Origin of the sequence: Collinsella aerofaciens (assembly GCF_040926405.1) — a bacterium.
Lineage (GTDB): Bacteria > Actinomycetota > Coriobacteriia > Coriobacteriales > Coriobacteriaceae > Collinsella.
On sequence record NZ_JBCOIG010000019.1, the window covers coordinates 5,436 to 29,367 of the forward strand.

The following is a 23,932-nucleotide window of genomic DNA, read 5'->3' on the forward strand; positions in this document are numbered from 1 at the left end:
GTTATAGGTCGACTGCAGGCCGACCAGCCCTTCCAGACGCTCAGCAGTCTTTTGAGCCTCGGAGAGCTCGGCAACCTTAGAGGTCAGCTCCTCATTTTGCTTCTTAAGCTCGTCAAGCGTGTCCTGCGACGCCGTAAGGTTAGAGAACACGTTGCCGATCGCATTGAAGGGAGCCGCCACAGCCGAACCCACAAAGCGCACCGGCGAGGTAATCGTCGTTACGCCCGAACGCACGGCATGAATCGGTCCTGCCTCGCCCTCGCGGATGTAAAACGTGAGCAGCAACACCGAAATCAGGCTGAAAACAATCAACGGGCGCATACCCGTTGATTGTCGCTTGGTATTCAGATTTGTGGAGAAACCCGAAGATCGTGCCAAATGGAATCCACCTTTTGGAAATTAAGCATTGGTCTGGACGAAGCCACCATCAAACGCATTGGCCTCGAGCACGCGGGCGCAGCCGTTAACGACGTTATCGAGCGCCGTAGGACTGACGTTGACCGAAACGCCGGTCTCATCGCGCAGGCGCACGTCGAGACCGCGCAGCAGCGCGCCGCCACCGGTCAGCAAAATGCCGTAGTACATAAGGTCCGAGGCAAGATCGGGCGGCGTGGCATCGAGTGCGTCCTTGACGGCCTTGGCCATCTCGTCAAGCGGCTTGTTGAGTGCGCGACGGATCTCCTCGCTCTCGATGCGCACGGTCTTGGGCAGACCGGTGATCACGTCGCGGCCGTTGACCTCGACGTCGAGCTCGTCCTTGAGCGGCACGGCGGAGCCGACCTTGATCTTGATGTCCTCTGCCGTACGCTCGCCGATGGCCAGGTTGTAGGCATCGCGAACGTGCGTGAGGATGGCCTGATCGAACTCGTCACCGGCAATACGGATGGACTGCGAGACGACGATGCCGCCCATAGCGATAACAGCGACCTCGGTGGTACCGCCACCGATGTCGATGACCATGGAGCCGGTGGGCTCCTCGACGGGCAGGTCGGCGCCGATAGCGGCGGCCATAGGCTCTTCGATCAGATAGGCCTGGCGAGCGCCGGCCTGAATCGTGGCCTCAAAGACGGCACGCTTCTCGACCGACGTGACGCCGGAGGGAACGCAGACGACAACGCGCGGACGCGGGGTCCACGGATAGCGCTTCTCGGAAGCCTTGTCGATAAAGTAGCGGAGCATGGCCTCGGTAACATCGAAGTCGGCGATGACGCCGTCCTTCAGGGGACGAACGGCCACGATGTTGCCGGGCGTACGGCCGAGCATGCGCTTTGCCTCGATACCGACCGCCAGGATGCGCTCGTCGTTCTTGTCGATGGCGACAACAGAGGGCTCGCGAATGACGATGCCCTTGCCGCGCACGGAGACAAGCGTATTTGCGGTGCCGAGGTCGATGGCAAGATCGCCCGCATAGCTACCGAAGAACATATCCATCAAAGAAAACAACGCAACTCCTGATGTGTTGGATGATTGCTGGAAAACTACTAGCTCATCATACTAGCGTAAGCCCGGCACCTCACTTGCGGTGAAGCGCCGGGCAAAGCTAAATCCCATAAGGTCACTACTGGTTGTCAGCAGCCGAGAAATCCATATCGAGCGAGGAAACGGCCCAGCCGATATGGTTGTCGGAACGCACGAATTTGACGGTGTACTCCTGCTCGCCGCCCTTGGACAGCGATGCCTTCACCTTGGCGGTCGTCTCGGTCATGGACTGATCCATGCCCTCGACAGACACGGTGGCACCCTGCGGAATCGAGGAGATGATCATCGACTTGGCGTCCTCGGACAGGCTCGAGGCCAGGCAAGACTCGGCCTTTGCGGTGTCACCGTCGCCGGCAGCCTGGAACAGATCGGTAACGACAGACTCCTGGGACGGGAAGCCAAAGCCGCGCGTGTAGGCAAAGCCCAGACCGCCCGCGGCGATCAAAATGAGCAGAAGCAGCACGATGAAGACTTTAAGACCCGTGTGGCGATGGCGACGACGGACCTTGGCCTGCTTACGATCCTGACGGTCCTGCTGGACCATCTCGGACTCGGACAGCGTAAAGAAGCCGGTGTCCGAGGGATCGGGCATAAACTGACCGGTCGCGCCCGTAGGATCGAGCGGATCGACGACAGGAGCGTCCATCGCGGGCGCCGGAGCCGTGGCCATAGCCGTCTGGGCAGACAGCGCGGCAAGCGAATCGTGCACGCGGGCAAGCTCATCGGCCTGCTCGGAGGTGAGCTGGTAGATGCCATCGGCAGTAGCGGCGTTAAAGGCGTCGAGTGCGTCGGAGGGACGGCCGGCGGCAGAAAGCGCCTGACCCATGCCAGCGTTGAGCGCGCGCGTGTCGTCGCGGGGACCGGCAAAGTCGATAGCCGTGCGGTAGGTCTCCACGGCATCCGCCGGACGGCCGAGCTTAATGAAGCAACGACCGAGCTCGCCGAGCGCGGCGGCAGGGGCCGGATTGGCGCCGTCGATGGCGGCCTGACGGAAGGCAGTACCCGCGTTGGCATAGTCGCCCGACTGGAACAGCGCGTTACCCAAGCCCAGATAGGCCTTGAACGGCGTGGCATAGGAAGCATCCTGCGTAGCAGCAGAGAACGCCTGAGCGGCCGTTGTGTAGTCGCCCACGGCGGCGAGTGCCTTGCCGCGGTTGGTGAGCAGCGCGCCGCGCTTGCCATAGGTGCCGTCGTTGAGGGCGGCGGCATAGGCCTCGGCGGCCTCGGCATACATGCCCAGGTGCATCAAGGCGTTGCCACGAAGATGATCGGCCTCGCCCATAATCTCATCGGGAGTTTTTGCCGCCCCAAGCATCTGGGCTGCAGCGGAAAAATCACCCGCGCGGTAAGCGGCGCGGCCCTGTTGGATCAGCTGGCTATTCAAGGAAGTCCCCTTTACTCGTGAACGATCTCGACATGGACGATCTCGTCGCCGGCACGCAGCTGCGAAATCACATCGAGACCCTCGACCGTGGTACCAAAGACGGTGTACCCGGAATCGAGGTTATGCTGGGCACCCAAGCAGAAGTAGAACTGCGAACCCGCGGAATCGGGGTCCATGGAGCGTGCCATGGCAAGGGCACCATCGACATGGCTGTTGCGCGGATTGGTGGCAAACTCGCCCTTGATGCAGTAGCCGGGGCCACCGGTACCGGGCATGCCGTCGGGGCCCTCAAGACCGGCAGCGACGTCAGCGCCGGACATATCGCGGGTATTGGGGTCGCCGCCCTGAATGACAAAACCGGGCACATAGCGATGGAATTTAAGGCCATCATAGAAACCCATCGTGGAAAGCTCGCAGAAGTTCGCGACATGAATGGGAGCGCCCTCACCGTCAAACTTGACCTTGATGGTACCCTTCGACGTCTCGATAACGGCGCACTCGTCGCCGGCAAGCTGATACTCGGGCGTGTAGAGCTTTTTCTTAAAACCAAACATGTGGTTCCTTCCTCGTGCGTTTAAAGCATATTTGTACGAATTGTAGCAATAAGCATGCGCTTACATCAATTGCGCACGTAGGTTATGCCGACTATGGCGAACTAATTTTAGGAACGCTGCTGCGGCTTCCAGGAGCCCACGTTGGCGTCGTACTGATTCAGCGCGCTGTTGCCGCCCTGTGCGATGGGCGCCAGGATCTCGCTTTGGTGGGAACTCATCGACTCGCCATCGGGAATGGCCAGCGAGATATCCCAGCTCTGGCAGATTACGTCGACGCGCTCATACATCCACTCGGCAAGCTGCTTTAAGTGGGCGATGTCATCCGCATAGACCGTATCGTCCTGATACTTAAGGTTGTTAAGCTCATCTTGCGTCTTTTTGATCTGGTCGCGCAGGGCGTAGGCACTCTGCGACAGCTCCTGACGGGTGGACAGCGGCGTTCGGAGATAACCGTTGTTAAAGGAATCGATGACCTCGCCGATCTGATCATTGTTGTACGACACAATGGTCTGATACAGGCTGTCGAGCTTGGTGTAGAGCTGGTCATCGGTCAGCACGGTATCTTCCTGGACCACCTCGGCAGAATCGTCCTGCTTGGTATCGTCCTCAGTCGCCTCGCCCTTTTGGCGCGTGGGGAAGGTCGTCTGCGCGGCCTGGCCAAACTGGTCATAGAAGCCAGGCATGACACCCATGGGATCGGCCGTCACGAACCAATACGCACCACCGCACACGACGGCAAGGACCGCGATGATAATAAGCGGCTTGGGGATATGACGCTTGTGCTTGTGATAGGCGTCCTCGTCGGGATGCACCTTGCGCTTGGGTTTTTGAGCATCGTCGTGCAGGGAAACCGGCGTGGGAATATCGACCTTGGGAATACCGAAATCCTTATCGAAAGCCGGCAGCACGCAGGTCTCATTGGGGTCGGCGGCGTCTGAGAGCACCGCAGCGGCAGAGGCCGGCGCATGAGGCACCTCGGTATCGATCTGCTCTTGCGTTAGGCGCGGAAAGCCCGCCGTGCGGCCCGCTGCCAGGTCGGATGCGGCCGCGTCCTCGGAGAGGATACCCGGAGCGGGGCGTCCGCATTTGGGGCACGTACGATCATGTGGAGAAAGACGGGCACCGCAGCCCTCACAGAACACGAACTCGGTGTGCTCGGGACCATCGCCCGGACCCACATAGGCGTTGCAGTAGGGGCAGAACGAGGCGCCGTCCTCGATAGTCTTAAGGCAATGCGGGCAGATCACGGCATCCTCTTTTCGAAGCAATTCAAACAATCGAGGTTAGAGCATAACATCGCCACGGCCCCACAGGAACAAGGCACCAATTCAACATCGCCAGGGCGCGTAGCTACTTCTTCTTTTTGCTTGGCATCGAGACTTTGATGCCTTGGGCGGACTTGGTCACGCGAGAGCGCTTGGCTCCGGTACTCTTCTTTTTCTTGGGCTGGGCCTGGGCCACGCCCTCAAGTGCGCGGGCCTCGGCCTCGCGAGCGGTGCGATCTTCGCGGCGCTGCGCCATGTCGGCGGCAACGCGCTTGGCAAAACGCTCGGCCGTCGAACCCGTCGAGCTCACCTTGCCGCCACCGCGACCCAGACGGACGCGCACACCGCGGCCAAAACCAGTTGCGGCATGACGACGACGCGGCTTGAGCGAATCCATCATCGTGGCGAGTTTAAAGAACACCGAGCAGGTAAAGACCACGATGACAGCCAAGATAACCATCTGGCCCATCGACAGGTTGGCAATGGACAGCAGCTCCGGGAATCCGATAACGCCCACCAAGATGCCGGCGACTACAAACACAAAGAGCACCACACGTAAGGGCGTGAGAGGCTGCGACATGCGCCAGATCAGGCTGACGCTCGCCGCGCACGACGTAAGCAAGCACATCGTAGACAGCGTGAGCTGGCTAAAGCCAAACACGCGCGCCACAAAGATATCGAGCGCCGCAGCCAAAATGACCGCAATCGACGCCGGCAGTGCACGCTTGAGTACGTTCGTCAAAAACGCACCCTTCACGCGAGCATTGTTGGGCTCCAGGCCCAACACAAAGCCCGGCGCGCCGATGCAGAAGAAGTTAATGAGCGTCATCTGGATGGGCTCGAAGGGGTACGGCGGAAGCGCGATGCACAGCGCCGCCAGGCCCATCGAGAACAGCGTCTTGGTCAGGAACAGCGACGCCGAACGCTGCAGGTTGTTGATGGAGCGACGGCCCTCGGCCACCACGGCGGGCATCGAGGCAAAGTCGTTGTCGACGAGTACGATCTCGGCCACGTTGCGCGCGGCATCGGAGCCAGCCGCCATGGCGACGGAGCAGTCGGCCTCCTTGAGCGCCAGCACGTCGTTGACGCCGTCGCCCGTCATGGCCACGGTGTGCTCGCGGCGCTTGAGCGCCTGCACGAGCTCGCGCTTCTGCTGCGGGGTCACACGACCAAAGACATGGTAGCGGTCCACTGCGGCATCGAGCTTGGCCGGCGTATCGAGCGTCGTGGCGTCCACATAAGCGTCCGCCCCCGGCACGCCCACCACGCGCGCGATCGACGACACCGTACGCGGGTCGTCGCCACTGATCACGTTGAGGGTCACGCCCTGCTCGTTAAAGTAGCCGATGGTTTCGGCCGCCGAAGTACGGATCTCGTCGCGGATGGTCACAAAGCCCACGGGCTCGGCCTCGCCCACCATATCGCCATCGGGCGAAAAGCCGTCCACGCGCGCCACCACGAGCACGCGGCAGGTATCGGCAAGCTCGGCGACACGGTTCTCGACCTGCGAAAACACACGATCGGAGAGCACAAACTGCGCCGCACCCATCACATAGGAGCCCTGCGCAAACGACGCGCCGCTCCACTTTTTGGAGGACGAGAACGGAATGACCGACAGCGGCTCAGACACCTCGACCGGGCGATCGGCGTAATAGTTAAGCAGCGCCTGGCAGGTCTCGTTGGCATCGGCCGAAGTCGCACGCGCCACGTTAGCCAGCGCAAAATCGAGTACCGTGGTATCGACGGGAACAGCCGCTTCGTCCGAGCCGGCGCCAAGGCTAACGCCCTCAACCGGCAGCGGATACGTGCCCTCGACCTCCATGCGGCCCGACGTGATGGTGCCCGTCTTATCCAGGCACAGCACGTCGACGCGAGCGAGCGTCTCGATGCAGTAGAGCTGCTGTGCCAGCACCTTGCGGCGGGCCAGACGCACCGTGGCGATGGCGAGCACCGACGAGGTCAGCAGTACCAGGCCTTGGGGGATCATGCCCAGCAGGGCGCCCACCGTGGACAGCAGCGCCGACGAAGGCACATGACCAGCCAACAACTCGGAGAAGCACCACGAAAGCGCACTATCACCCGGGGTTCCCGCGGCATCCCACAGCTCGCTCACACTCGAGGCAAACAACGCCAAACCGAGCGGGATCATGATGATGCTCGCAAAGCGCACGATGGCGTTAAGCGCGTTCATGATCTCGGAATTGACCTTTTTGACGTACTTGGCTTCGTTATTAATTTTGGCCACGTAGTTGTCGGCGCCGACATGGATCACGCGGGCGCGCAGCAGGCCCGAGTCGATAAAGCTGCCGCTCATGAGCTCGGAACCGGGCTGTTTCTTGATAAGGTCGCTCTCGCCCGTCAGCAAGCTCTCGTTCACGAGCGCCTCGCCCGAAACCACCACAGCGTCGGCGGGAATCTGGTCGCCGCGCCCCAGGCGGATGATGTCGTCGAGCACGATCTGGTCCAGGTCGAGCTCCACCTCGGCGCCGTCGCGCACCGCGATGGCCTTCTTGGAGGTCAGCAGCGTGAGCTTATCGACCATCTTCTTGGAACGCATGGACTGGATGACGCCAATAGCGGTATTGAGGAACACCACGAACAGGAACGTCAGATTCTTAAACGAACCGGTCAAAATGACCAGGAACGCCAAGATCACGTTGATCAAATTGAACAGCGTGCAGAGGTTCTCGATGATGAGCTCTTTGACCGACTTGGTCTTGAGCTCCATGTTGCGGTTGATCTTACCGGCGGCGATACGCTCCTCGACCTCGGCGGTCGAGAGTCCGCGCTCGATATCCGTTGCTGCCATACCACGTCCCATCACGTCGCGTCGGTATAAGAAAAACCGCCCGGACCATGCGAGGTTCGGACGGTCTTACGTTCGATGGTGCCCCATGTTGGATTCGAACCAACGGCCTTCTGCTCCGGAGGCAGACGCTCTAATCCCCTGAGCTAATAGGGCCAACGTTTGGCATTATACCCAAGTGCACCACGGCCTATCAAAATAAAAGAAAAAGCTTTGCAATTCCGTGGGAGACGAGGCGCAACGGCCCACTTTAGAAGGCAAAAGCGAGTCAGATAGTATAAACTCACATGCACCATATACACGGCTCGCGATGCGGGCCGTTTTTGCAAAAGTTATCCATCGAGGTGAGAGGCACACCATGATTGCAATTTTAAAGCAGAGCACCAGCGACGAGGCCGTAAGCCATATCGTCAGCTGGATTGAGAAAAAGGGTCTGAAGACCGATGTCTCGCGCGGCGAGAACGAGACGATCATCGGCCTGGTGGGCGATACGACCAAGATCGACCCGTTCCTGCTCGAGTCCATGGACGTCGTCGAGCGCGTGCAGCGCGTCTCCGAGCCTTTTAAGCGTGCCAACCGTAAGTTCCACCCCGAGGACTCCGTCATCGACTGCGGTCACGGCGTCAAGATCGGCGGCGACCAGTTCCAAGTCATCGCCGGCCCCTGCTCCGTCGAGGGCGAGAACCTCATTCGCATCGCACGCCGCGTGAAGGCCGCCGGCGCCACGATGCTGCGCGGCGGTGCCTACAAGCCCCGCACCTCCCCCTACGCCTACCAGGGCATGGGCCCCGCCGGCCTCGACCTGCTGTGCGAGGCGTCTGCCGAGCTCGACATGCCGATTGTCACCGAGATCATGGACCCACGCGACGTGCAGGTCTTCCTTGACAAGAAGATTGACGTCATGCAAATCGGCGCCCGCAACGCCCAGAACTTCCCCCTGCTCAAGGAGGTCGGCAAGACCCAGACCCCAATTCTGCTCAAGCGCGGCATGTCCGGCACGATCGACGAGCTGCTTATGGCAGCCGAGTACATCATGAGCGAGGGCAACGACAACGTCATCCTGTGCGAGCGCGGTATCCGCACCTTCGAGACCCGCACCCGCAATACCTTCGACCTCAACGCCGTGCCGGTTCTGCACCACCTGTCGCACCTGCCCGTCGTCGCCGACCCCAGCCACGCCACCGGCTACACCCGCTACGTTGAGCCCATGGCGCTCGCCGCGACCGCCTGCGGCGCCAACGGCCTGGAGATCGAGGTCCACGACGAGCCCAGCCGCGCATGGTCCGACGGCGCTCAGGCCCTCACCCCCGACCAGTTCGACGACACCATGCGCCGCATTCGCGCCATCCGCGAGGTCGTCTGCCAAGAGACCATGGAGTAGCCCATGGGTACGGTGAGAAACGCGCGCGTTAACCAGGGCGGCCCCAAATGCGCGGGCATCGTGGGCCTGGGCCTCATCGGCGGCAGCTTTGCCCGCTGCTATGCGCAGGCGGGCGTTCGCGTGCTGGCCTGGGACCCCGATGATGATGTCATGACGGCCGCCAGCATGGGCACTGTCGCCGGAGAGCTCAACGACGAGACACTCGGCGAATGCGACATCATCGTCCTTGCCTGCTACCCCGAGGCCTGCATCGAGTGGCTCGAGGCGCATGCCCGGGCACTCGCCGACGCCACCGACACCGAGGCCATCATGGGCCCCGTGGTGATCGACACGGTGGGCGTCAAGGGCATCGTGTGCGAGCGCGCCTTTGAGCTTGCCCGCGAGCACGGCTTTTACTTTGTGGGTGCGCACCCCATGGCGGGCACCCAGTTCTCGGGCTACGCGCACTCCCGCGCCGACCTGTTCCAGGGCGCCCCGCTCGTGCTCGTGCCACCCGCGGTGGACGATGCGCTCAAGCTGGAGCTTTTGGGCCAGGTGCGCGAGATGGTGCGCCCCCTGGGCTTTGGCAAGTTCAGCGTGACCAGCGCCGCCGAGCACGACCGCGTCATCGCCTTCACGAGCCAGCTTGCGCATGTGGTATCCAACGCCTACGTCAAGAGCCCCACCGCCCAGGTCCACCACGGCTTTTCGGCCGGTAGCTACCGCGATCTCACCCGCGTGGCGCACCTCAATCCTCAGATGTGGTCCGAGCTTATGATCGACGACGCCGATGCGCTCGCCTTCGAGATCGACCATCTTATCGAATCGCTCGGCGCCTACAGCCGCGCCCTTAAGGACCGCGACCAGCGCTATCTGGAGAATCTCCTTGCCGAGGGCGACCGCATTAAGCGCGCACTCGACGACGAAGCCTCCCACTAGACCACCTATCACGCCAGGTCGAAAGGACCGAAGCTTATGGCGATTACCATCGATATCGACACCGCACGCCCCTACCAGGTGCATGTTGGCACGTTTTTGCTGGAGCAGGCGGGACCGCTCGTGCGCGCCACTGCCGGCGGCGCCAAGGCCGTCATCGTGACGGACACCAACGTAGGCCCGCTCTACCAGATGCCCGTTAAGCAGAGCCTGGAGGCATCAGGCTACGAGGTGAGCATCTGCACCTTCGAGGCCGGCGAGGCCCATAAGCGCGCCGAAACCTATGTTGCCATTTTGGAGTTTGTGGCCGAGCACGAGCTTTCGCGCTCCGACGTGATCGTGGCACTCGGGGGCGGCGTCGTGGGCGATGTGGCGGGCTTTGTGGCCGCGACCTACATGCGCGGCTGCAAGTTTGTGCAGATCCCGACGAGCCTGCTCGCCATGGTGGATTCGTCGGTGGGCGGCAAGACCGCCATCGACCTGGCTGCCGGCAAGAACTTGGCCGGCGCCTTTTGGCAGCCGAGCGTGGTTATCGCCGACGTGGGGTGCCTGGCCACCCTCACGCCCGAGCAGTTCGCCGACGGCTGCGGCGAGGTCGTCAAGCACGCCGTGATCGCCGACCCGGAGCTTTTCGCCGAGCTGGAGAAGACCCCGCTCACGCTGGAGCTGCTCAACCGCGATGTGGCCCGCGTAGCACTCATCATCGCCCGCAACATCGACATCAAGCGCGCCGTGGTCGTCGCCGACGAGCACGAAACCAACCAGCGCAAGCTGCTCAACTTTGGACACAGCGCCGGACACGCCGTCGAGGCCTGCGAGCACTTTGAGCTCGGACACGGCAACTGCGTGTCGATCGGCATGGGCATCATCACGCGTGCCGCAGCCCTGCATGGCGTTTGCGATGCTGCACTGCCCGGCCGTATTGAGGAGCTCTGCGCCCGCCACGGCCTCAAGACCCGCTGCGACCTCAATGCCGATGCCGTCTTTGCCGAGGCGCTCCACGACAAGAAGCGCGCGGGTGACACCATCGACCTGGTGATTCCGCACGGCATTGGCCGCTGCAGCATCGACCGCACGCCGCTTTCCACTTTCCACGAACTCATTGCCGAGGGCCTCGGCCAGAAGGGAGACGCATCCGCATGCTAGCCCGCATCAACCCGTCCCCGCTTAAGGGCACCGTTCCCGCCATCGCGTCCAAGTCGATGGCGCATCGCCTGATCATCTGCGCCGCGCTTGCCAACGGCGAGACGCACGTTACCTGCAACACCACCTGCGCCGACATCGAGGCTACGGTGCGTTGCCTTACGGCACTGGGCGCTCGCATCGAGACCGTCGAGGATGGCTTCCAGGTCCATCCCACTATGAAGAGTATTGAGTTTGGCCTGCTCAAGGCCCTTGCCGGCGGAACGCTCGACTGCGGCGAAAGCGGCTCCACGCTCCGCTTTATGTTGCCCGTCGCCTGCGCGCTGGGCGCAGAAGCAACTTTTGTGGGTCAGGGACGCTTGGGCGCCCGCCCGCTGTCCCCGCTCTCGGACGAGATTATCGCCGCCGGCTGCGACCTGCAGGGTCTGGGCGGTTTTCCGCTCAAGACGAGCGGCCGCATGCGCCCGGGCACCTTTGTGCTGCCGGGCAACGTAAGCTCGCAGTACATCTCGGGCCTGCTGCTGGCAGCCCCGTTGCTCGCCCAGCCCTCCTGCGTGCAGGTGACCGGCCTCATTGAGAGCCGCCCCTACATCAACCTGACGATCCAGGCCATGAAGGCCTTTGGCGTTGAGGTCAACGTCGAGCGCATTCCCGCCAAGGACGGTCAGCCCGAGGTCACGAACTTCCGCGTGAGCAGTGGCTCGTATCGCACGCCCGGCAACGTGGCCGTCGAGGGCGACTGGTCCAACGCTGCCTTTTGGCTGTGCGCCGGCGCCATCGGCTCCGACCCCATCACCGTGGAGGGTGTGTCGCTGAGCTCCGCACAGGGCGACCGCAACGTGCTTGCTGCGCTTTCGCGCTTTGGCGCCCGCATCGTGCGCTCCACCAACGCCGCCACCGTGCAGTCCGACAAGCTCGCCGGCTTTGAGATGAGTGCCCACGACATTCCCGACCTGGTACCCGTTATCTCGGCCGTGGCCTCGCTGGCACAGGGCCGCACCTTTATCCGCGATTGCGCCCGTCTGCGTATCAAGGAATCCGACCGTCTGGCCACTACCACCCGCGAGCTCACCGCACTGGGCGCACAGGTGCGCATTGCCGGCGACGACCTCATCATCAAGGGTGTCGACGCCTTTACTGGCGGCGAGGTCGATTCGCACAACGACCACCGCATCGCCATGATGGCCGCCATCGCTGCGAGCCGCGCCACTGGCGAAGTTGTGATCCACGGCGCCGAGGCCGTCAACAAGTCCTATCCCGATTTCTTTGACCACTACCGCCTGCTGGGCGGCAAGGTCACGCTCGAGGAGGAATAGCATGTCCTCGACCTTTGGCAACGTCTTGCGCGTAAGCATCTTCGGCCAATCGCACTCCCCCGCCATCGGCTGCTCGCTCGATGGCATCCCGGCGGGCATCGCCGTGGACCAGGAGAAGCTGCAGGCCTTCCTCGACCGTCGCGCCCCCGGTCGCGACGAGACCGCGACCAAGCGCCGCGAGGCCGACGCCGCGCATATCATCGCCGGTGTGGTCGATGGACACACCACCGGCGCACCCATCGCAGCGATTATCGAGAACACCAACACGCGCTCCAAGGATTACTCCGAGCTGCGCCGCAAGCCCCGTCCCGGACATGCGGACTTCCCTGCGCGCGTGAAGTACCACAACATGCACGATGTCGCTGGTGGCGGGCATTTCTCCGGCCGCCTAACGGCCCCCTTATGCATCGCCGGCGGCATTGCGCTGCAGGCACTCGAGGCCCGCGGTATTCAGGTCATGGCGCACGTCGCGCAGATCGGCGGCATCTCCGACCTACCCATGGACGACATGGTCTATCATGAGACCGACCGCAAGGCGATCCTTACGAACGACCTGCCCTGCATTGACGCCGCCGCTGCCGGTCGCATGCGCGAGGAGATTCTGGCCGCGCGCGATGAACTCGACAGCGTCGGCGGCATCGTGGAGTGCGGCATTTACGGGCTTCCCGCGGGCATCGGCGACCCCATGTTCGACGGCATCGAGAACCGCATCGCGCAAATCGCGTTTGGCATTCCCGCCGTAAAGGGCGTGGAGTTTGGCATGGGCTTTGCCGTGGCCGCCATGCGCGGCAGCGAGAACAACGACCCGTATCGCATCGATGCAGAGTCGGGCGAGATCGAGGTTGAATCCAACAACGCCGGCGGCATCCTGGGCGGCATCTCCACCGGCGCGCCCGTCATGTGGCGCATGGCCGTAAAGCCGACGCCCTCGATTGGCCGCGAGCAGCAGACCGTAGACATGGACGCCATGGAAAATGCCGAGCTCTCGGTCCACGGTCGTCACGATCCCTGCATCGTCCCCCGAGCCGTCCCCGTAGCCGAAGCAGCCGCGGCGCTCGCCATCTGGGACGCCCTCCTCGAGGACGCCGCCCAGCTCTAAAAATCTCTGGGGGCCAACTCCGGCCCCCACGCCCACCCAGTGATTTTTCTGGGACGGGGATTAAAAAATCATTGTGTACCTAATGATTTTTTAATCCCCGTCCCAGAAAAATCACCGACACGTGAAAGGGGTCCCTATGGACCTTGCTGACATCCGCCAGGCCATCGATGGCATCGACACCACGCTCCTCAACAGCTTTGTCGAGCGTATGGACATTGCCACCGAGGTCGCCAAATCAAAGATCGAGATGGGCAAGGCCGTCTTCGACCCCGCCCGCGAGCGCTCCAAACTCAACAACCTCGCCAGTCGCGCGCCCGAGCGCTACGAGGCCCAAACCATCACCCTGTTCCGCCTCCTCATGAGCATGAGCAAGGCCGAGCAGCAGCGCTACATCAACGAGCTCAAGGGCATCACCGTCTCGCAAAAGGCCCACGCCACGGCTGCAGCCTCCGACACGCCCTTCCCTCAAACTGCCACCGTTGCCTGCCAGGGCGTGGAAGGTGCCTATAGCCAGATAGCCGCGTGCAAGCTCTTCGACGTGCCCGATATTGCGTTCTTTGAGACCTTTGAGGGCGTCATGCGAGCCGTGCGCGACGGGTTCTGCGAGTTTGGCGTGCTGCCCATCGAGAACTCAACTGCCGGATCGGTCAACGCCGTCTACGACCTGCTCGCCCAGTTCGATTTCCACATCGTGCGCTCGCTGCGACTCAAAATCGACCACAACTTGCTCGTCAAGCCCGGCACCAAGCTCGCCGACGTGTGCGAGGTCTACAGCCACGGCCAAGCCATTGCCCAGTGCGCCGGCTTTATCGAGAACCACGGCCTGCGCGCCACCAAGTACCCCAACACGGCCATGTCGGCTGAGATGGTCGCCAACTCCGAACGCACCGATGTTGCCGCCATCGCATCGCGCAGCTGTGCCACGCTGTATGGCCTCGAGGTGTTGGAGCCCAATATCCAAGACTCGGACAACAACTACACGCGCTTTGTCGTCATCAGCCGCGAGCCGCGCGTCTACCCCGGCGCCAACCGCACCTCGCTCATGATTACCACGGCCAACGAGCCGGGCGCACTCTATCGCGTACTCGAGCGCTTTTACGCGCTCAACATCAACCTCATCAAGCTCGAAAGCCGCCCCATCCCCGGGCACGACTTTGAGTTTATGTTCTACTTTGACCTGGACTGCCCCTTTGGCAGCAAGGCCCTCGACGACCTGCTCGATTCCATCGACGACGTGTGCGAGAGCTTCACCTACTTTGGCAGCTACACGGAGGTGCTCTAGATGCCAGATACCGCCGCAACCCGTCCCTACGGCGTACTGGGCCGCGTGTTGGGCCACAGCTACACCCCGACCATCTACAAGGAACTCGCGGGACTCGAGTACGTGCGTTTTGAGCGCGAGCCCGAGGACCTCGCGACCTTTATGACGGGCGACGAATGGGAGGGCGCCAACGTGACCATCCCCTACAAGCGCGCCGTCATGGAATACCTGGACGAGCTGAGTCCGCTGGCCGAGCGCATGGGCAACGTCAACACCATCACACGCCTACCTGACGGTCGTCTGCGCGGCGACAACACCGACTACTTTGGTTTTCAGTGCCTGGTCGAGGAGTTGGGCGTAGAGGTTGCCGGCAAGAAGGTCCTCGTGCTTGGCGCCACCGGTGGTGCCGGCACCACGGCCAGCATGGTGCTCGGCGACCTGGGCGCCACCGTGGTGTCCGTGGGCCGCACGAGCGAGGTCAACTACGGCAACAGCTCCCAGCAATCCGATGCCGCGCTGCTCGTCAACTGTACGCCTGCCGGTATGTTCCCCCACTGCCCCGACGCTCCCTGCACGCTCGAAGGCCTCGATGCGCTCGAGGGCGTCATCGACATCGTCTACAACCCCGCCCGCACGGGTCTAATGCTCGAGGCCGAGCGCCGCGGCATCCCCTGCGTCGGCGGCCTGCTTATGCTTGTTGCCCAGGCGGCACAGGCTGTCGAGCGCTACACCGGCCAAGTCACCCCGCGCGAGCGCATCTTGAACGTAACGGAGCGCCTGTCTCGCCGCGAGCAGAACATCGCCTTGATCGGTATGCCGGGTTCGGGCAAGACCCGCGTAGGCGAGCAGATCGCCCAGCTCACGGGTCGCGAGCACATCGACCTGGATCGCGCACTTGAGGAGCGTCTAGGCATGCCCTGCGCCGACTTTATCGTCGAGCGCGGCGAGGCGGCCTTCCGCGAGCGGGAGACGGCGGCGCTGGCCGACATCTCCAAGCGCAGCGGCCTGGTACTTTCCACGGGCGGCGGCGTGGTCACGCGCGACGAGAACTACCCACTGCTGCACCAGAACAGTCAGATCGTGATGCTCAACCGTAAGCTTGACGAGCTCGCCCACAAGGGACGCCCCATCACCGCCCGCGACGGCATCGATAAGCTCGCCGAGCAACGCATGCCGCGCTACCGCGCCTGGGCCGACTACATCATCGACTCACGCGACTGCGCAGCCAACACCGCCCGCGCCGTACTCGACACCCTCCCACCCGCTCTCTAACAAAAACCAACACAAAGGGGACAGGCACCTTTGTGGTGGTTTTTCATTCCGCCTCGCCAAATCGACCAACCGCAAAGGAAGCAACCATGAAAGCACTCGTCATCAACGGCCCCAACCTCAACTTGCTCGGCATTCGCGAGCCGGGTACCTACGGCAGCGACAACTACGACCGCCTGGTCCAGATCTGCCAGGAGGCAGGCGCCGCACAGGGCTTCGACGAGGTCGAGGTCTTCCAGTCTAACCACGAGGGCAGCATCGTCGACAAGATCCAGGAGGCCTACGGCAAGGTCGACGGCATCGTCATCAACCCGGCCGCCTACACGCATACGAGCGTGGCCATCCTGGACGCGCTCAAAGCCGTCGCAATCCCGGCTGTGGAGGTCCACATCAGCGCCGTCGAGACCCGCGAGGACTTCCGCCAGGTGAGCTACGCCCGCCTGGCCTGCTTCGCCACCATCACCGGTGAGGGCCTGCAGGGCTACGCACATGCGCTAGAGCTGTTGAGGGAACGACTCGAAAAGTAGTCTCGCGCGCAAATCCATCAACCCCGATTCGCACGCCAGTAATGCCAGTGCCGCCAGCAGCAACCTCGCTACTGGCGGCACTTTATTACTGGCATATAATCGTTGCAGCCACACAACGTCTGGAGACTCGCATGCTAAGCATCCATCTGGGAGATTACCCCGGTTCCATCTACGATACCGAGACCTACTTTAGGAACTCATACTTGGACTCATGGTTCGAAGACCCTATGGCCGCACAGATCATTAAAAGCGTGGACGGATCAGAGCTCATCGGCCCCCACAACATCGTAAGCAAGCAGCTGGGCTCGATCACCCCACTCGAACTGTCCGGCGGCGTTAAGACGCTGCTGCTGGTGCGCAATCTACCAAACATGGTGTTCAATGCATCCACTTGCGGAGATAACTGCGCCCGCTGGCTGCTCAAAATTGGCAAAGAGCAGGATGTGCTGGTGACCCTTTACCACATCATGAAATTTCCCTGGAAGCGTTTTGAGATTCGCATCAATAACGACGGCCGCATCGTCAGGAACATGCAGGAGTTCGTCGGTGCCACCAATGATTTTCTGGATGTTGATGAGTAATGAAAGGATCACACACCGTTGTCGTGGAGCGCGCAAAAGTCAAATACACGCTCACCTTTAAACGCAATATTTCCTTCATCCGCGGCAACAGCGGCACGGGCAAAACGACGCTCATCTCGATGATTCGCGACCACAACGACCGAGGACCGGAAAGCGGCGTTACACTCAGCTGCGACGTGCCTTGCGAAACGCTTTCCGGCAGACGCTGGGAACGCGAGCTGTCGATCATCGAAGATTCAATCGTCTTTCTAGATGAGGGCAACGAGTTTATCTACTCAAAGGACTTCGCCAAAGCCGTCAACGGCTCGTCCAACTATTATGTTCTGATATCTCGTCGCGATGCCAACGAGCTCCCCTACAGCGTTGATGAGATCCTGAAGCTAGTCAACACGACAAGTAAAACAATCAATGGCCGCAAGAGCGACAGGCGCTTCTACTCGGTGACCAAGCCGCTATATGACCACACGGCAAGTATGCTGTATCAGGATCTAAATGTTGGATTCGAGGTACCCGACGCCGTAGTTGTCGAGGATAGCAAATCTGGCTATCAATTCTACGACGCTCTTTGCAACCGGCTCAGGATCCCCTGCTATACCGCCACCGGCGTAGCAAATCTAAAGCGGACAATTCACGAATGCCCCGAGCAAAACGTTCTTGCCATTGGAGACGGCGCAGCGTTTGGTCCCTACATCGAAAAGGTGCTCGGACAGCGCGTTTACAAGAACGTTCGCTTGTTCCTCCCGGAATCATTTGAGTGGACACTTCTGCAATCTGGCCTCATCCCCAGTAACGACATTCCAAAAATCCTCAAGGATCCTTCGAGCTATATCGAAAGCCGAGACTACCTAAGCTGGGAGCGATTCTTCACCGACGTATTGATCAAGTACTCGACATGCACTCGCTACGCCTACAGAAAGGCGAAGCTCAACGAGCAGTACCTAAAGCCGCAGGCAATGAATGCCGTATCGAAAGTCTTACCGGAGTGTTTGAGGACGAATCAGCAGATTCTTTAAATCATCTAGAAACCGGGGCTATGCACATGAGCTGAAGCTGCTGAAAGAAAGCCTACAACGCGCCTGCTACACTAATCCTTGGAACAGAATTATCAGGTTTATTTGTCCCAAATCTTAAGTAACTGTTTGATTGCATACAAAGGAGCACATCCATGTCCCAGTACGATTACCTCGTCGTCGGCGCCGGCCTCTCGGGCGCCGTCTTCGCCAACGCCGCCAGGCGCGCCGGCAAGTCGGTCCTGGTCATCGACCGCCGCGACCACATCGCCGGCAACGTCTACACCGAGGACGTCGAGGGCATCCAGGTCCACCGCTACGGCGCGCATATCTTCCACACCTCCATGAAGGACGTCTGGGACTACGTCAACCGCTTCGCCGAGTTCAACAACTACGTCAACTCGCCGGTAGCCAACTTCCGCGGCAGCATGTACAACATGCCCTTCAACATGAACACCTTCGCCAAGATGTGGCCGGGCGTCGTCACGCCTGCCGACGCCAAGGCCAAGATCGCCGAGCAGGTGGCCGCCGAGAACATCGGCGAGCCGGCAAACCTCGAGGAGCAGGCGCTGTCGCTCGTCGGCCGTGACATCTTCGAGACGCTTGTGAAGGGTTACACCGAGAAGCAGTGGGGCCGCGACTGCAAGGACCTGCCCGCCAGCATCATCAAGCGCCTCCCCTGCCGCTTCACCTACGACAACAACTACTTCAACGACCGCTACCAGGGCATCCCCATGGGCGGCTACACCAAGATGGTCGCCAACATGCTCGAGGGCGTCGAGGTGCGCTGCGGCGTGGAGTACAAGGAGCTAATCGCCGCCGAGCCAGATATCGCCGCCAGGACGATCTACTGCGGCCCCATCGACGCGTTCTACGACTTTAAGCTGGGCACGCTCGAGTACCGCAGCCTGCGCTTCGAGACCGAGACGCTCGACGAGGCCGACCACCAGGGCGTGGCCGTGGTCAACTACACAGAGCGAGAGGTCCCCTATACCCGCATCATCGAGCACAAGCACTTCGAGTTCGGCACGCAGGACAAGACCGTCATCACGCGCGAGTACCCGGCGGACTGGAAGCCCGGCGACGAGCCCTACTACCCCATCAACGACGCCAGGAACGAGGCCCTGTACAGGCAGTACGAGGAGCTGGCGGCGCAGGAGGGCGACGTGGTCTTCGCCGGTCGCCTGGGCGGCTACAAGTACTACGACATGGACAAGGCCATCGCCGCCGCCTTCGAGCTCGTCCGCAACGAGCTGGGCGCGGAGCCGACGGAGGCGTAAAGGACAAGAGACCCCAAGTCACTACTAAATGACTCTATAGACTGGCGAAGATGTTACGACTTTACTAGCAAATCATCGCTCGGATTGTTCAAAAAGATAATTCCATTGAAAGGAGTATCCAATGCTCAACATTATCAAACAATTTTTGCCAGCATCATCCAGATCGCTTCACGCTATGCATGACGACATTAATAGGCTGCGAGAAGAGCTAGATAGAATTTATCATCGCATTGAAGTCGCCGACAGCGGCATCAACATGAACATCAACTACAAGTTCGACAATATGGCAATTCCAATTATTGAGTCGATTGCACAGAACCTCGATGCCCATGACGAGCATATGATAATTTTTGCGTGGGAAGAATATAAGCGACCGGAAGAAACTATCCAAGAGGCAAAGGAGCGTTTCTTTAAAGATCTCCCCAAGGCAACTGGCGGATTAAGACTTTTGCAGCTTGGATGCGGAAAACTGTTGGAGGAATTCAACACTCTCTGCAAAGAGAACGACATCAATTATTGGATTAATTTCGGAACACTTATCGGAGCCATTAGACATCAAGGATTCATTCCCTGGGACGATGATACCGACCTTGGAATCATGCGCGATGATTTAAATAAGCTATACAACATCGTTGAAGATGACAACCGCTATAGAATTTCAATTGCTTACGACCGTTTTGCCCACTGTCGACAAGTTAGATTTCTTTATAATGATGAAAATATACCCTGTTTTCTGGATTTGTTTATTTATGACTGGGCCACGTCAACTGACAACAAATTCGCCGAAGAACAGCGAAAACTCCGTGTTCAAATGGTCGAAGAAATGGAGTCCGACAGAGCACTGGCATTCTGGAATGACGAGCCTTATTACTCAGGCGAGAACAATAGCCTGATTCAGAAGCATTACGACCGATGCCTCGAAAAGTCCAAAGCGGCCCGAATCATATGCGAAAAGGAGCACGCCAAGGGCATCATATGGGCTATCGATAACCTTGATGATGGAAAGCAGAAACAATGGGTCTACCCCATTGCAGATCTCTTCCCCACTAAAGCCATAGCGTTTGAGGGAACCCAGCTCGAGGAGCCGAATAACCCCGATTTATTCCTCTGGAGCCGCTATGGAGATATCTACGAGCTTCCAAATGACATTAACAGCCACTTCCAACACGTCAATCATAACGAGCTGGAAAATGGGTCCTCAAATCTTGCCATGAAACGCCTGCTTGATTAATGGTAAAAAATCGCCCCGTGTTTACCATGCAATACACGGGGCGATTTTATTGAGCAAGCTTGCCCTTTACCTCAGTAGTTGAAATTCCAGGAGTTCGATTCAAGTAGACAACATCGCAAATATCTTTCAATGATTCAAAGCGAGGGTCGCCAGCCCAATCGCCTCCCATGCACACAACATCAGCGTGATACATCTTTATATCCCGAGGCTTTTGATCCCAATTGTCTTCTGGAATTACTAAGTCAACATAACGCAGCGCTTCGAGCATCTCACGTCGTACATCATAGGAATAGAAGCTCTTTTTCCCTTTTAGAGCATTGAATTCATCAGTTGAGAGCCCAACGATAAGATAGTCGCCGAGCTTAGATGCCTGTTGAAGAAGGCGAATGTGGCCATAATGAAGCAGATCAAACGTTCCGTACGTAAGTACTCGTTTTAAGGAATGGTGATCGTCTGCACCAGATAAACCGGTCTCAAGAAGATCGGAATTTGCCTCAATACGAACAGACGAAAATGTGCCCATCAGCAACTCCATAAAAGAAGAGCCGTCGGTTTGACGGCTCGATAAATACAGGTGCTCCATGGCGGATTCGAACCGTCGACCTTGGGATTAGAAGTCCCCTGCTCTATCCGACTGAGCTAATGGAGCATAAAGCCATGCAAGCACGCCAATAGCGTGTCTACACAGTAAAACAAATTATAACCTACTTAAACTGGTCGTGGTATGCCTTGCACACCTCATCGACGGGACCATCCATGCGCAGGTCGCCTTTCTCGATCCAAACCGCACGCTGGCAAATGCGTTCAACCTGCTCCATGGAGTGAGAAACAAACAACACAGTTACATCACCGCTCTCAATAAAATGCTGAATACGACGCTCGCATTTCTGCTGGAAGAACACGTCGCCAACAGAAAGCGTCTCATCAACAATAAGGATATCGGGCTCGGTAATAGTAGCGATAGCAAAGGCAATACGAGCAACCATGCCCGAAGAGAAGTTCTTGAGCGGCATGTCGACAAAGTCTTTAAGCTCGGCGAACTCGATGATGTCATCGAAGCTCGCGTCAATAAACTCCTTGGTATAACCAAGCAGAGCGCCGTTAAGGTAGATATTCTCGCGTGCTGTAAGCTCGGGATCAAAGCCGGCGCCCAGCTCGATGAGCGGGGCGATGTTGCCGTGAACCTTAACCTCGCCCTCACTGGGCTCCAGAACGCCAGCAATAATCTTAAGCATCGTAGACTTGCCGGAACCGTTGGTACCAACCAGACCGACAACCTCGCCACGATGAACATTAAAGGAGATGTGCTTAAGCGCGCGGAACTCTTCAAAGAAGAGCTCGTGCTTTGCAAGCTTAATAAAGTATTCCTTGAGGTTCGTCAAAGACTCAGACGCCATATTGAAGATCATAGTGACGTCTTTAACCTCAACAGCAAGAGGCTGCTTGCTGTAATCAACCGTAGTCGCAGACATAACAGCGCTCCTTAAATATAGAGAATAAACTTGTGCTCGGTCTTATGGAACACGGCGTAACCAACAACTAAAGCGAAAACGGCCCAGAACACGCAAAATCCTAGCGTTAACATGGAAGGCATCGTGTTAAACAAGAATATATCGCGCATGAACTGCAGGTAGTTGTACATGGGATTCACAACAACCAACACCTGAATCCAATGGGCCATCTGGCTAATGTAATCGGTGGTCCAGAAAATAGGCGTCAGATACATCCACGCGGTGATAACGACGGTCCACAGGTGCATAACATCACGGAAAAATACGGCAAGCGCCGAGAGCATCATGCCCAAGCCCATGCAAAAGCACATAAGCAAAAACAGGCAAACCGGCAGCAAGATTAAATGCCAGGTAGGAAGAACATGGAACCACAGCATAACCAGCGCGACGGCAACCAGAGAGAAGGCAAAGTTAACGAGCGAGAACAGCACCTTCTGAACCGGGAACACCCAGCGGTGAACCTTAACCTTTTTAAGCAAGGACGACGCCGCGATGATGGACATGAGTGCCTGGTTCGTCGACTCGGACATAACCGAGAACGTAATGTTGCCGACAATCAGGTACAGCGGATACATCTCGGGCGTTATGGAACCATTGCGGCTCTGACCAAAAATGGTCGAGAACACAATGGACATGACGACCATCATAAGAAGTGGATTGAGTACCGACCACGCAACACCCAAAACGCTGCGACGATACTTAATCTTAAAATCCTTAGTGACAAGCTGCCTCAGGATGTATTTGTCTTTTTCGAAATCATTTTTAGCGTGAGAGGCCGGCTTAGCCACCGCTTTCTGACTATCTACGCTGTCAGTCACGGACCATCTCCTTGTCTCGTAATTCATAACAGTGGAAAGTATAGCCTTCAAAGACGGCAACTAACCCAGCGATGCAAATCTGGAAAAGTACCCCATATCAAATACAGGCATCTGGCGACAGGTATACTAACAACCCGTAATAAGTTATGGGGGCATTCATCTTGGACTATACAAACACAGCGGTTATCATTCCCTGCTATAACGAGGCCGTCACCATAGGTAAAGTCATAGACGATTTCCACCGCGAACTCCCCGGAGCCACGGTCTACGTCTACGACAACAACTCAACCGATGGGACGTCCCAGATTGCCTTGGAGCACGGCGCCACGGTGCGACTCGAACCGCGCCAGGGAAAGGGCAACGTGTGCCGTCAGATGTTCCGCGACATCGACGCAGGCTGTTACCTCATGGTCGACGGCGACGACACGTATCCCGCCGAGGCAGCCCGAGCGCTCTGCGACCCTATCCTTGCGGGAGAGGCGGATATGACCGTGGGCGACCGCCTCTCCAACGGCACTTACACCGAGGAAAACAAGCGCGCCTTCCACGGTTTCGGGAACAACCTGGTCCGCGCCATGATCAAGTGGATCTACGGTTACAGCTTCGAAGACGTCATGACGGGGTACCGCGCCATGGGTCAGCCGTTCGTCAAGACGTTCCCCGTCCTGAGCGAGGGCTTCCAGAACGAGACCGAGCTCTCCATCCACGCCGTCGATCACCGTTGGCGAATTAAGGATGTCCCGGTGGAGTACCGGGACCGCCCCGCTGGTTCAGTGTCCAAGCTCGACACGGTCGGCGACGGCATCAAGGTCATCGCCATGATCGGCACGCTCTTCAAGGACTACCGACCGCTCAAATTCTTCAGCCTCATCGCCCTGATCTTCGCCGCCATCGGCCTCGCGCTCGGCATCCCCATCATCGTAGAGTATTTCCACACCGGGCTGGTTCCCCGCTTCCCAACTGCCATGCTCGCCGCGTGTTTCATGTTCCTGTGCGGCCTCAGCCTGGCAACGGGCTTCATCCTCGACTCGGTCGCCAAGGTCGAAAAGAAACAATGGGAGCTTCAGGTATACAAAACGCGCAATTCAATAGGTGAGTAGGC

22 protein-coding genes and 2 tRNA genes are annotated in these 23,932 nt (G+C 59.2%); 13 read left to right on the forward strand and 11 right to left on the reverse strand.

The window, feature by feature from the left end; translation table 11 throughout:
- The 7 genes from AB5758_RS07325 to AB5758_RS07355 all read right to left on the reverse strand — a co-directional run.
- On the reverse strand, positions 1 to 321 hold a 321-nt coding region (locus AB5758_RS07325; RefSeq protein ID WP_497506241.1), incomplete at its 3' end, for an MreC domain-containing protein.
- Positions 322 to 399: 78 nt separating this feature from the next.
- The gene (locus AB5758_RS07330) at positions 400 to 1,431 is read right to left on the reverse strand and encodes a rod shape-determining protein (RefSeq protein WP_006236061.1); all 1,032 of its coding nucleotides are present in this window, start codon (positions 1,429 to 1,431) and stop codon (positions 400 to 402) included.
- A gap of 127 nt (positions 1,432 to 1,558) precedes the next feature.
- Positions 1,559 to 2,863 carry a tetratricopeptide repeat protein gene (locus AB5758_RS07335; RefSeq protein ID WP_346977457.1) on the reverse strand — a complete coding sequence of 435 codons (1,305 nt, stop codon included), beginning with the start codon at positions 2,861 to 2,863 and terminating at the stop codon, positions 1,559 to 1,561.
- A gap of 11 nt (positions 2,864 to 2,874) precedes the next feature.
- Positions 2,875 to 3,417, reverse strand: coding sequence for a peptidylprolyl isomerase (locus tag AB5758_RS07340; RefSeq protein WP_368141144.1), 543 nt, complete (start codon positions 3,415 to 3,417; stop codon positions 2,875 to 2,877).
- A gap of 107 nt (positions 3,418 to 3,524) precedes the next feature.
- Positions 3,525 to 4,685 (reverse strand): zinc ribbon domain-containing protein, encoded by a 1,161-nt coding sequence (locus tag AB5758_RS07345; RefSeq protein WP_368155463.1) that lies wholly within the window; start codon positions 4,683 to 4,685, stop codon positions 3,525 to 3,527.
- 82 nt (positions 4,686 to 4,767) lie between these two features.
- Positions 4,768 to 7,491, reverse strand: a complete 2,724-nt coding sequence (locus AB5758_RS07350; RefSeq protein WP_368152399.1) for an HAD-IC family P-type ATPase — start codon at positions 7,489 to 7,491, stop codon at positions 4,768 to 4,770.
- 76 nt (positions 7,492 to 7,567) lie between these two features.
- A tRNA-Arg gene (locus AB5758_RS07355) sits at positions 7,568 to 7,644 on the reverse strand.
- Positions 7,645 to 7,846: 202 nt separating this feature from the next.
- Between AB5758_RS07355 and aroF the strand changes: the two genes are divergently transcribed.
- The 12 genes from aroF (at position 7,847) to AB5758_RS07415 (ending at position 20,501) form a co-directional block, all read left to right on the forward strand.
- A complete protein-coding gene (gene aroF / locus AB5758_RS07360; RefSeq protein WP_368141975.1) occupies positions 7,847 to 8,869 on the forward strand; it encodes a 3-deoxy-7-phosphoheptulonate synthase in 1,023 nt (340 codons plus the stop codon).
- A 3-nt stretch (positions 8,870 to 8,872) separates the two neighbouring features.
- On the forward strand, positions 8,873 to 9,787 hold the full coding sequence (locus tag AB5758_RS07365; protein ID WP_368152397.1) for a prephenate dehydrogenase: 915 nt from the start codon (positions 8,873 to 8,875) through the stop codon (positions 9,785 to 9,787).
- A 36-nt stretch (positions 9,788 to 9,823) separates the two neighbouring features.
- Positions 9,824 to 10,930: a 3-dehydroquinate synthase gene (gene aroB, locus AB5758_RS07370; protein WP_368152395.1), complete on the forward strand. Its 1,107-nt coding sequence runs from the start codon at positions 9,824 to 9,826 to the stop codon at positions 10,928 to 10,930.
- On the forward strand, positions 10,924 to 12,243 hold the full coding sequence (gene aroA / locus AB5758_RS07375) for a 3-phosphoshikimate 1-carboxyvinyltransferase (protein WP_368141831.1): 1,320 nt from the start codon (positions 10,924 to 10,926) through the stop codon (positions 12,241 to 12,243). Before aroB ends, aroA begins: the two co-directional genes overlap by 7 nt.
- A gap of 1 nt (position 12,244) precedes the next feature.
- Positions 12,245 to 13,342, forward strand: coding sequence for a chorismate synthase (aroC, locus tag AB5758_RS07380; RefSeq protein ID WP_368141833.1), 1,098 nt, complete (start codon positions 12,245 to 12,247; stop codon positions 13,340 to 13,342).
- A gap of 136 nt (positions 13,343 to 13,478) precedes the next feature.
- A complete protein-coding gene (pheA, locus tag AB5758_RS07385; RefSeq protein ID WP_368141834.1) occupies positions 13,479 to 14,624 on the forward strand; it encodes a prephenate dehydratase in 1,146 nt (381 codons plus the stop codon).
- Positions 14,625 to 15,875 carry a shikimate kinase gene (locus AB5758_RS07390; RefSeq protein ID WP_368141836.1) on the forward strand — a complete coding sequence of 417 codons (1,251 nt, stop codon included), beginning with the start codon at positions 14,625 to 14,627 and terminating at the stop codon, positions 15,873 to 15,875.
- Between the two features lie 86 nt (positions 15,876 to 15,961).
- Positions 15,962 to 16,399: a type II 3-dehydroquinate dehydratase gene (gene aroQ, locus AB5758_RS07395; protein WP_368141837.1), complete on the forward strand. Its 438-nt coding sequence runs from the start codon at positions 15,962 to 15,964 to the stop codon at positions 16,397 to 16,399.
- 131 nt (positions 16,400 to 16,530) lie between these two features.
- Positions 16,531 to 16,980, forward strand: a complete 450-nt coding sequence (locus AB5758_RS07400; protein WP_117770387.1) for a DUF4869 domain-containing protein — start codon at positions 16,531 to 16,533, stop codon at positions 16,978 to 16,980.
- A complete protein-coding gene (locus tag AB5758_RS07405; RefSeq protein WP_368155464.1) occupies positions 16,980 to 17,993 on the forward strand; it encodes a hypothetical protein in 1,014 nt (337 codons plus the stop codon). Before AB5758_RS07400 ends, AB5758_RS07405 begins: the two co-directional genes overlap by 1 nt.
- A 152-nt stretch (positions 17,994 to 18,145) precedes the next feature.
- Positions 18,146 to 19,270, forward strand: coding sequence for a UDP-galactopyranose mutase (glf, locus tag AB5758_RS07410; RefSeq protein ID WP_368155466.1), 1,125 nt, complete (start codon positions 18,146 to 18,148; stop codon positions 19,268 to 19,270).
- Between the two features lie 121 nt (positions 19,271 to 19,391).
- Positions 19,392 to 20,501, forward strand: coding sequence for a LicD family protein (locus AB5758_RS07415; protein ID WP_368142026.1), 1,110 nt, complete (start codon positions 19,392 to 19,394; stop codon positions 20,499 to 20,501).
- A 46-nt stretch (positions 20,502 to 20,547) separates the two neighbouring features.
- On the opposite strand, the gene tagD is transcribed toward AB5758_RS07415, so the two are convergent.
- From tagD to AB5758_RS07435, 4 genes are all read right to left on the reverse strand, one after another.
- The gene (gene tagD / locus AB5758_RS07420) at positions 20,548 to 21,084 is read right to left on the reverse strand and encodes a glycerol-3-phosphate cytidylyltransferase (protein ID WP_368139590.1); all 537 of its coding nucleotides are present in this window, start codon (positions 21,082 to 21,084) and stop codon (positions 20,548 to 20,550) included.
- Positions 21,077 to 21,150 (reverse strand) — tRNA-Arg (locus tag AB5758_RS07425). Before AB5758_RS07425 ends, tagD begins: the two co-directional genes overlap by 8 nt.
- A gap of 55 nt (positions 21,151 to 21,205) precedes the next feature.
- Entirely contained in the window at positions 21,206 to 21,973 is a 768-nt protein-coding gene (locus AB5758_RS07430; RefSeq protein ID WP_368139591.1) for an ABC transporter ATP-binding protein, read from the reverse strand.
- Between the two features lie 11 nt (positions 21,974 to 21,984).
- Positions 21,985 to 22,830, reverse strand: coding sequence for an ABC transporter permease (locus AB5758_RS07435; RefSeq protein WP_368142004.1), 846 nt, complete (start codon positions 22,828 to 22,830; stop codon positions 21,985 to 21,987).
- 161 nt (positions 22,831 to 22,991) lie between these two features.
- On the opposite strand from AB5758_RS07435, the gene AB5758_RS07440 reads away from it, so the two are divergent.
- Positions 22,992 to 23,930: a glycosyltransferase family 2 protein gene (locus AB5758_RS07440; RefSeq protein ID WP_368152644.1), complete on the forward strand. Its 939-nt coding sequence runs from the start codon at positions 22,992 to 22,994 to the stop codon at positions 23,928 to 23,930.
- Positions 23,931 to 23,932: the final 2 nt, after the last annotated feature.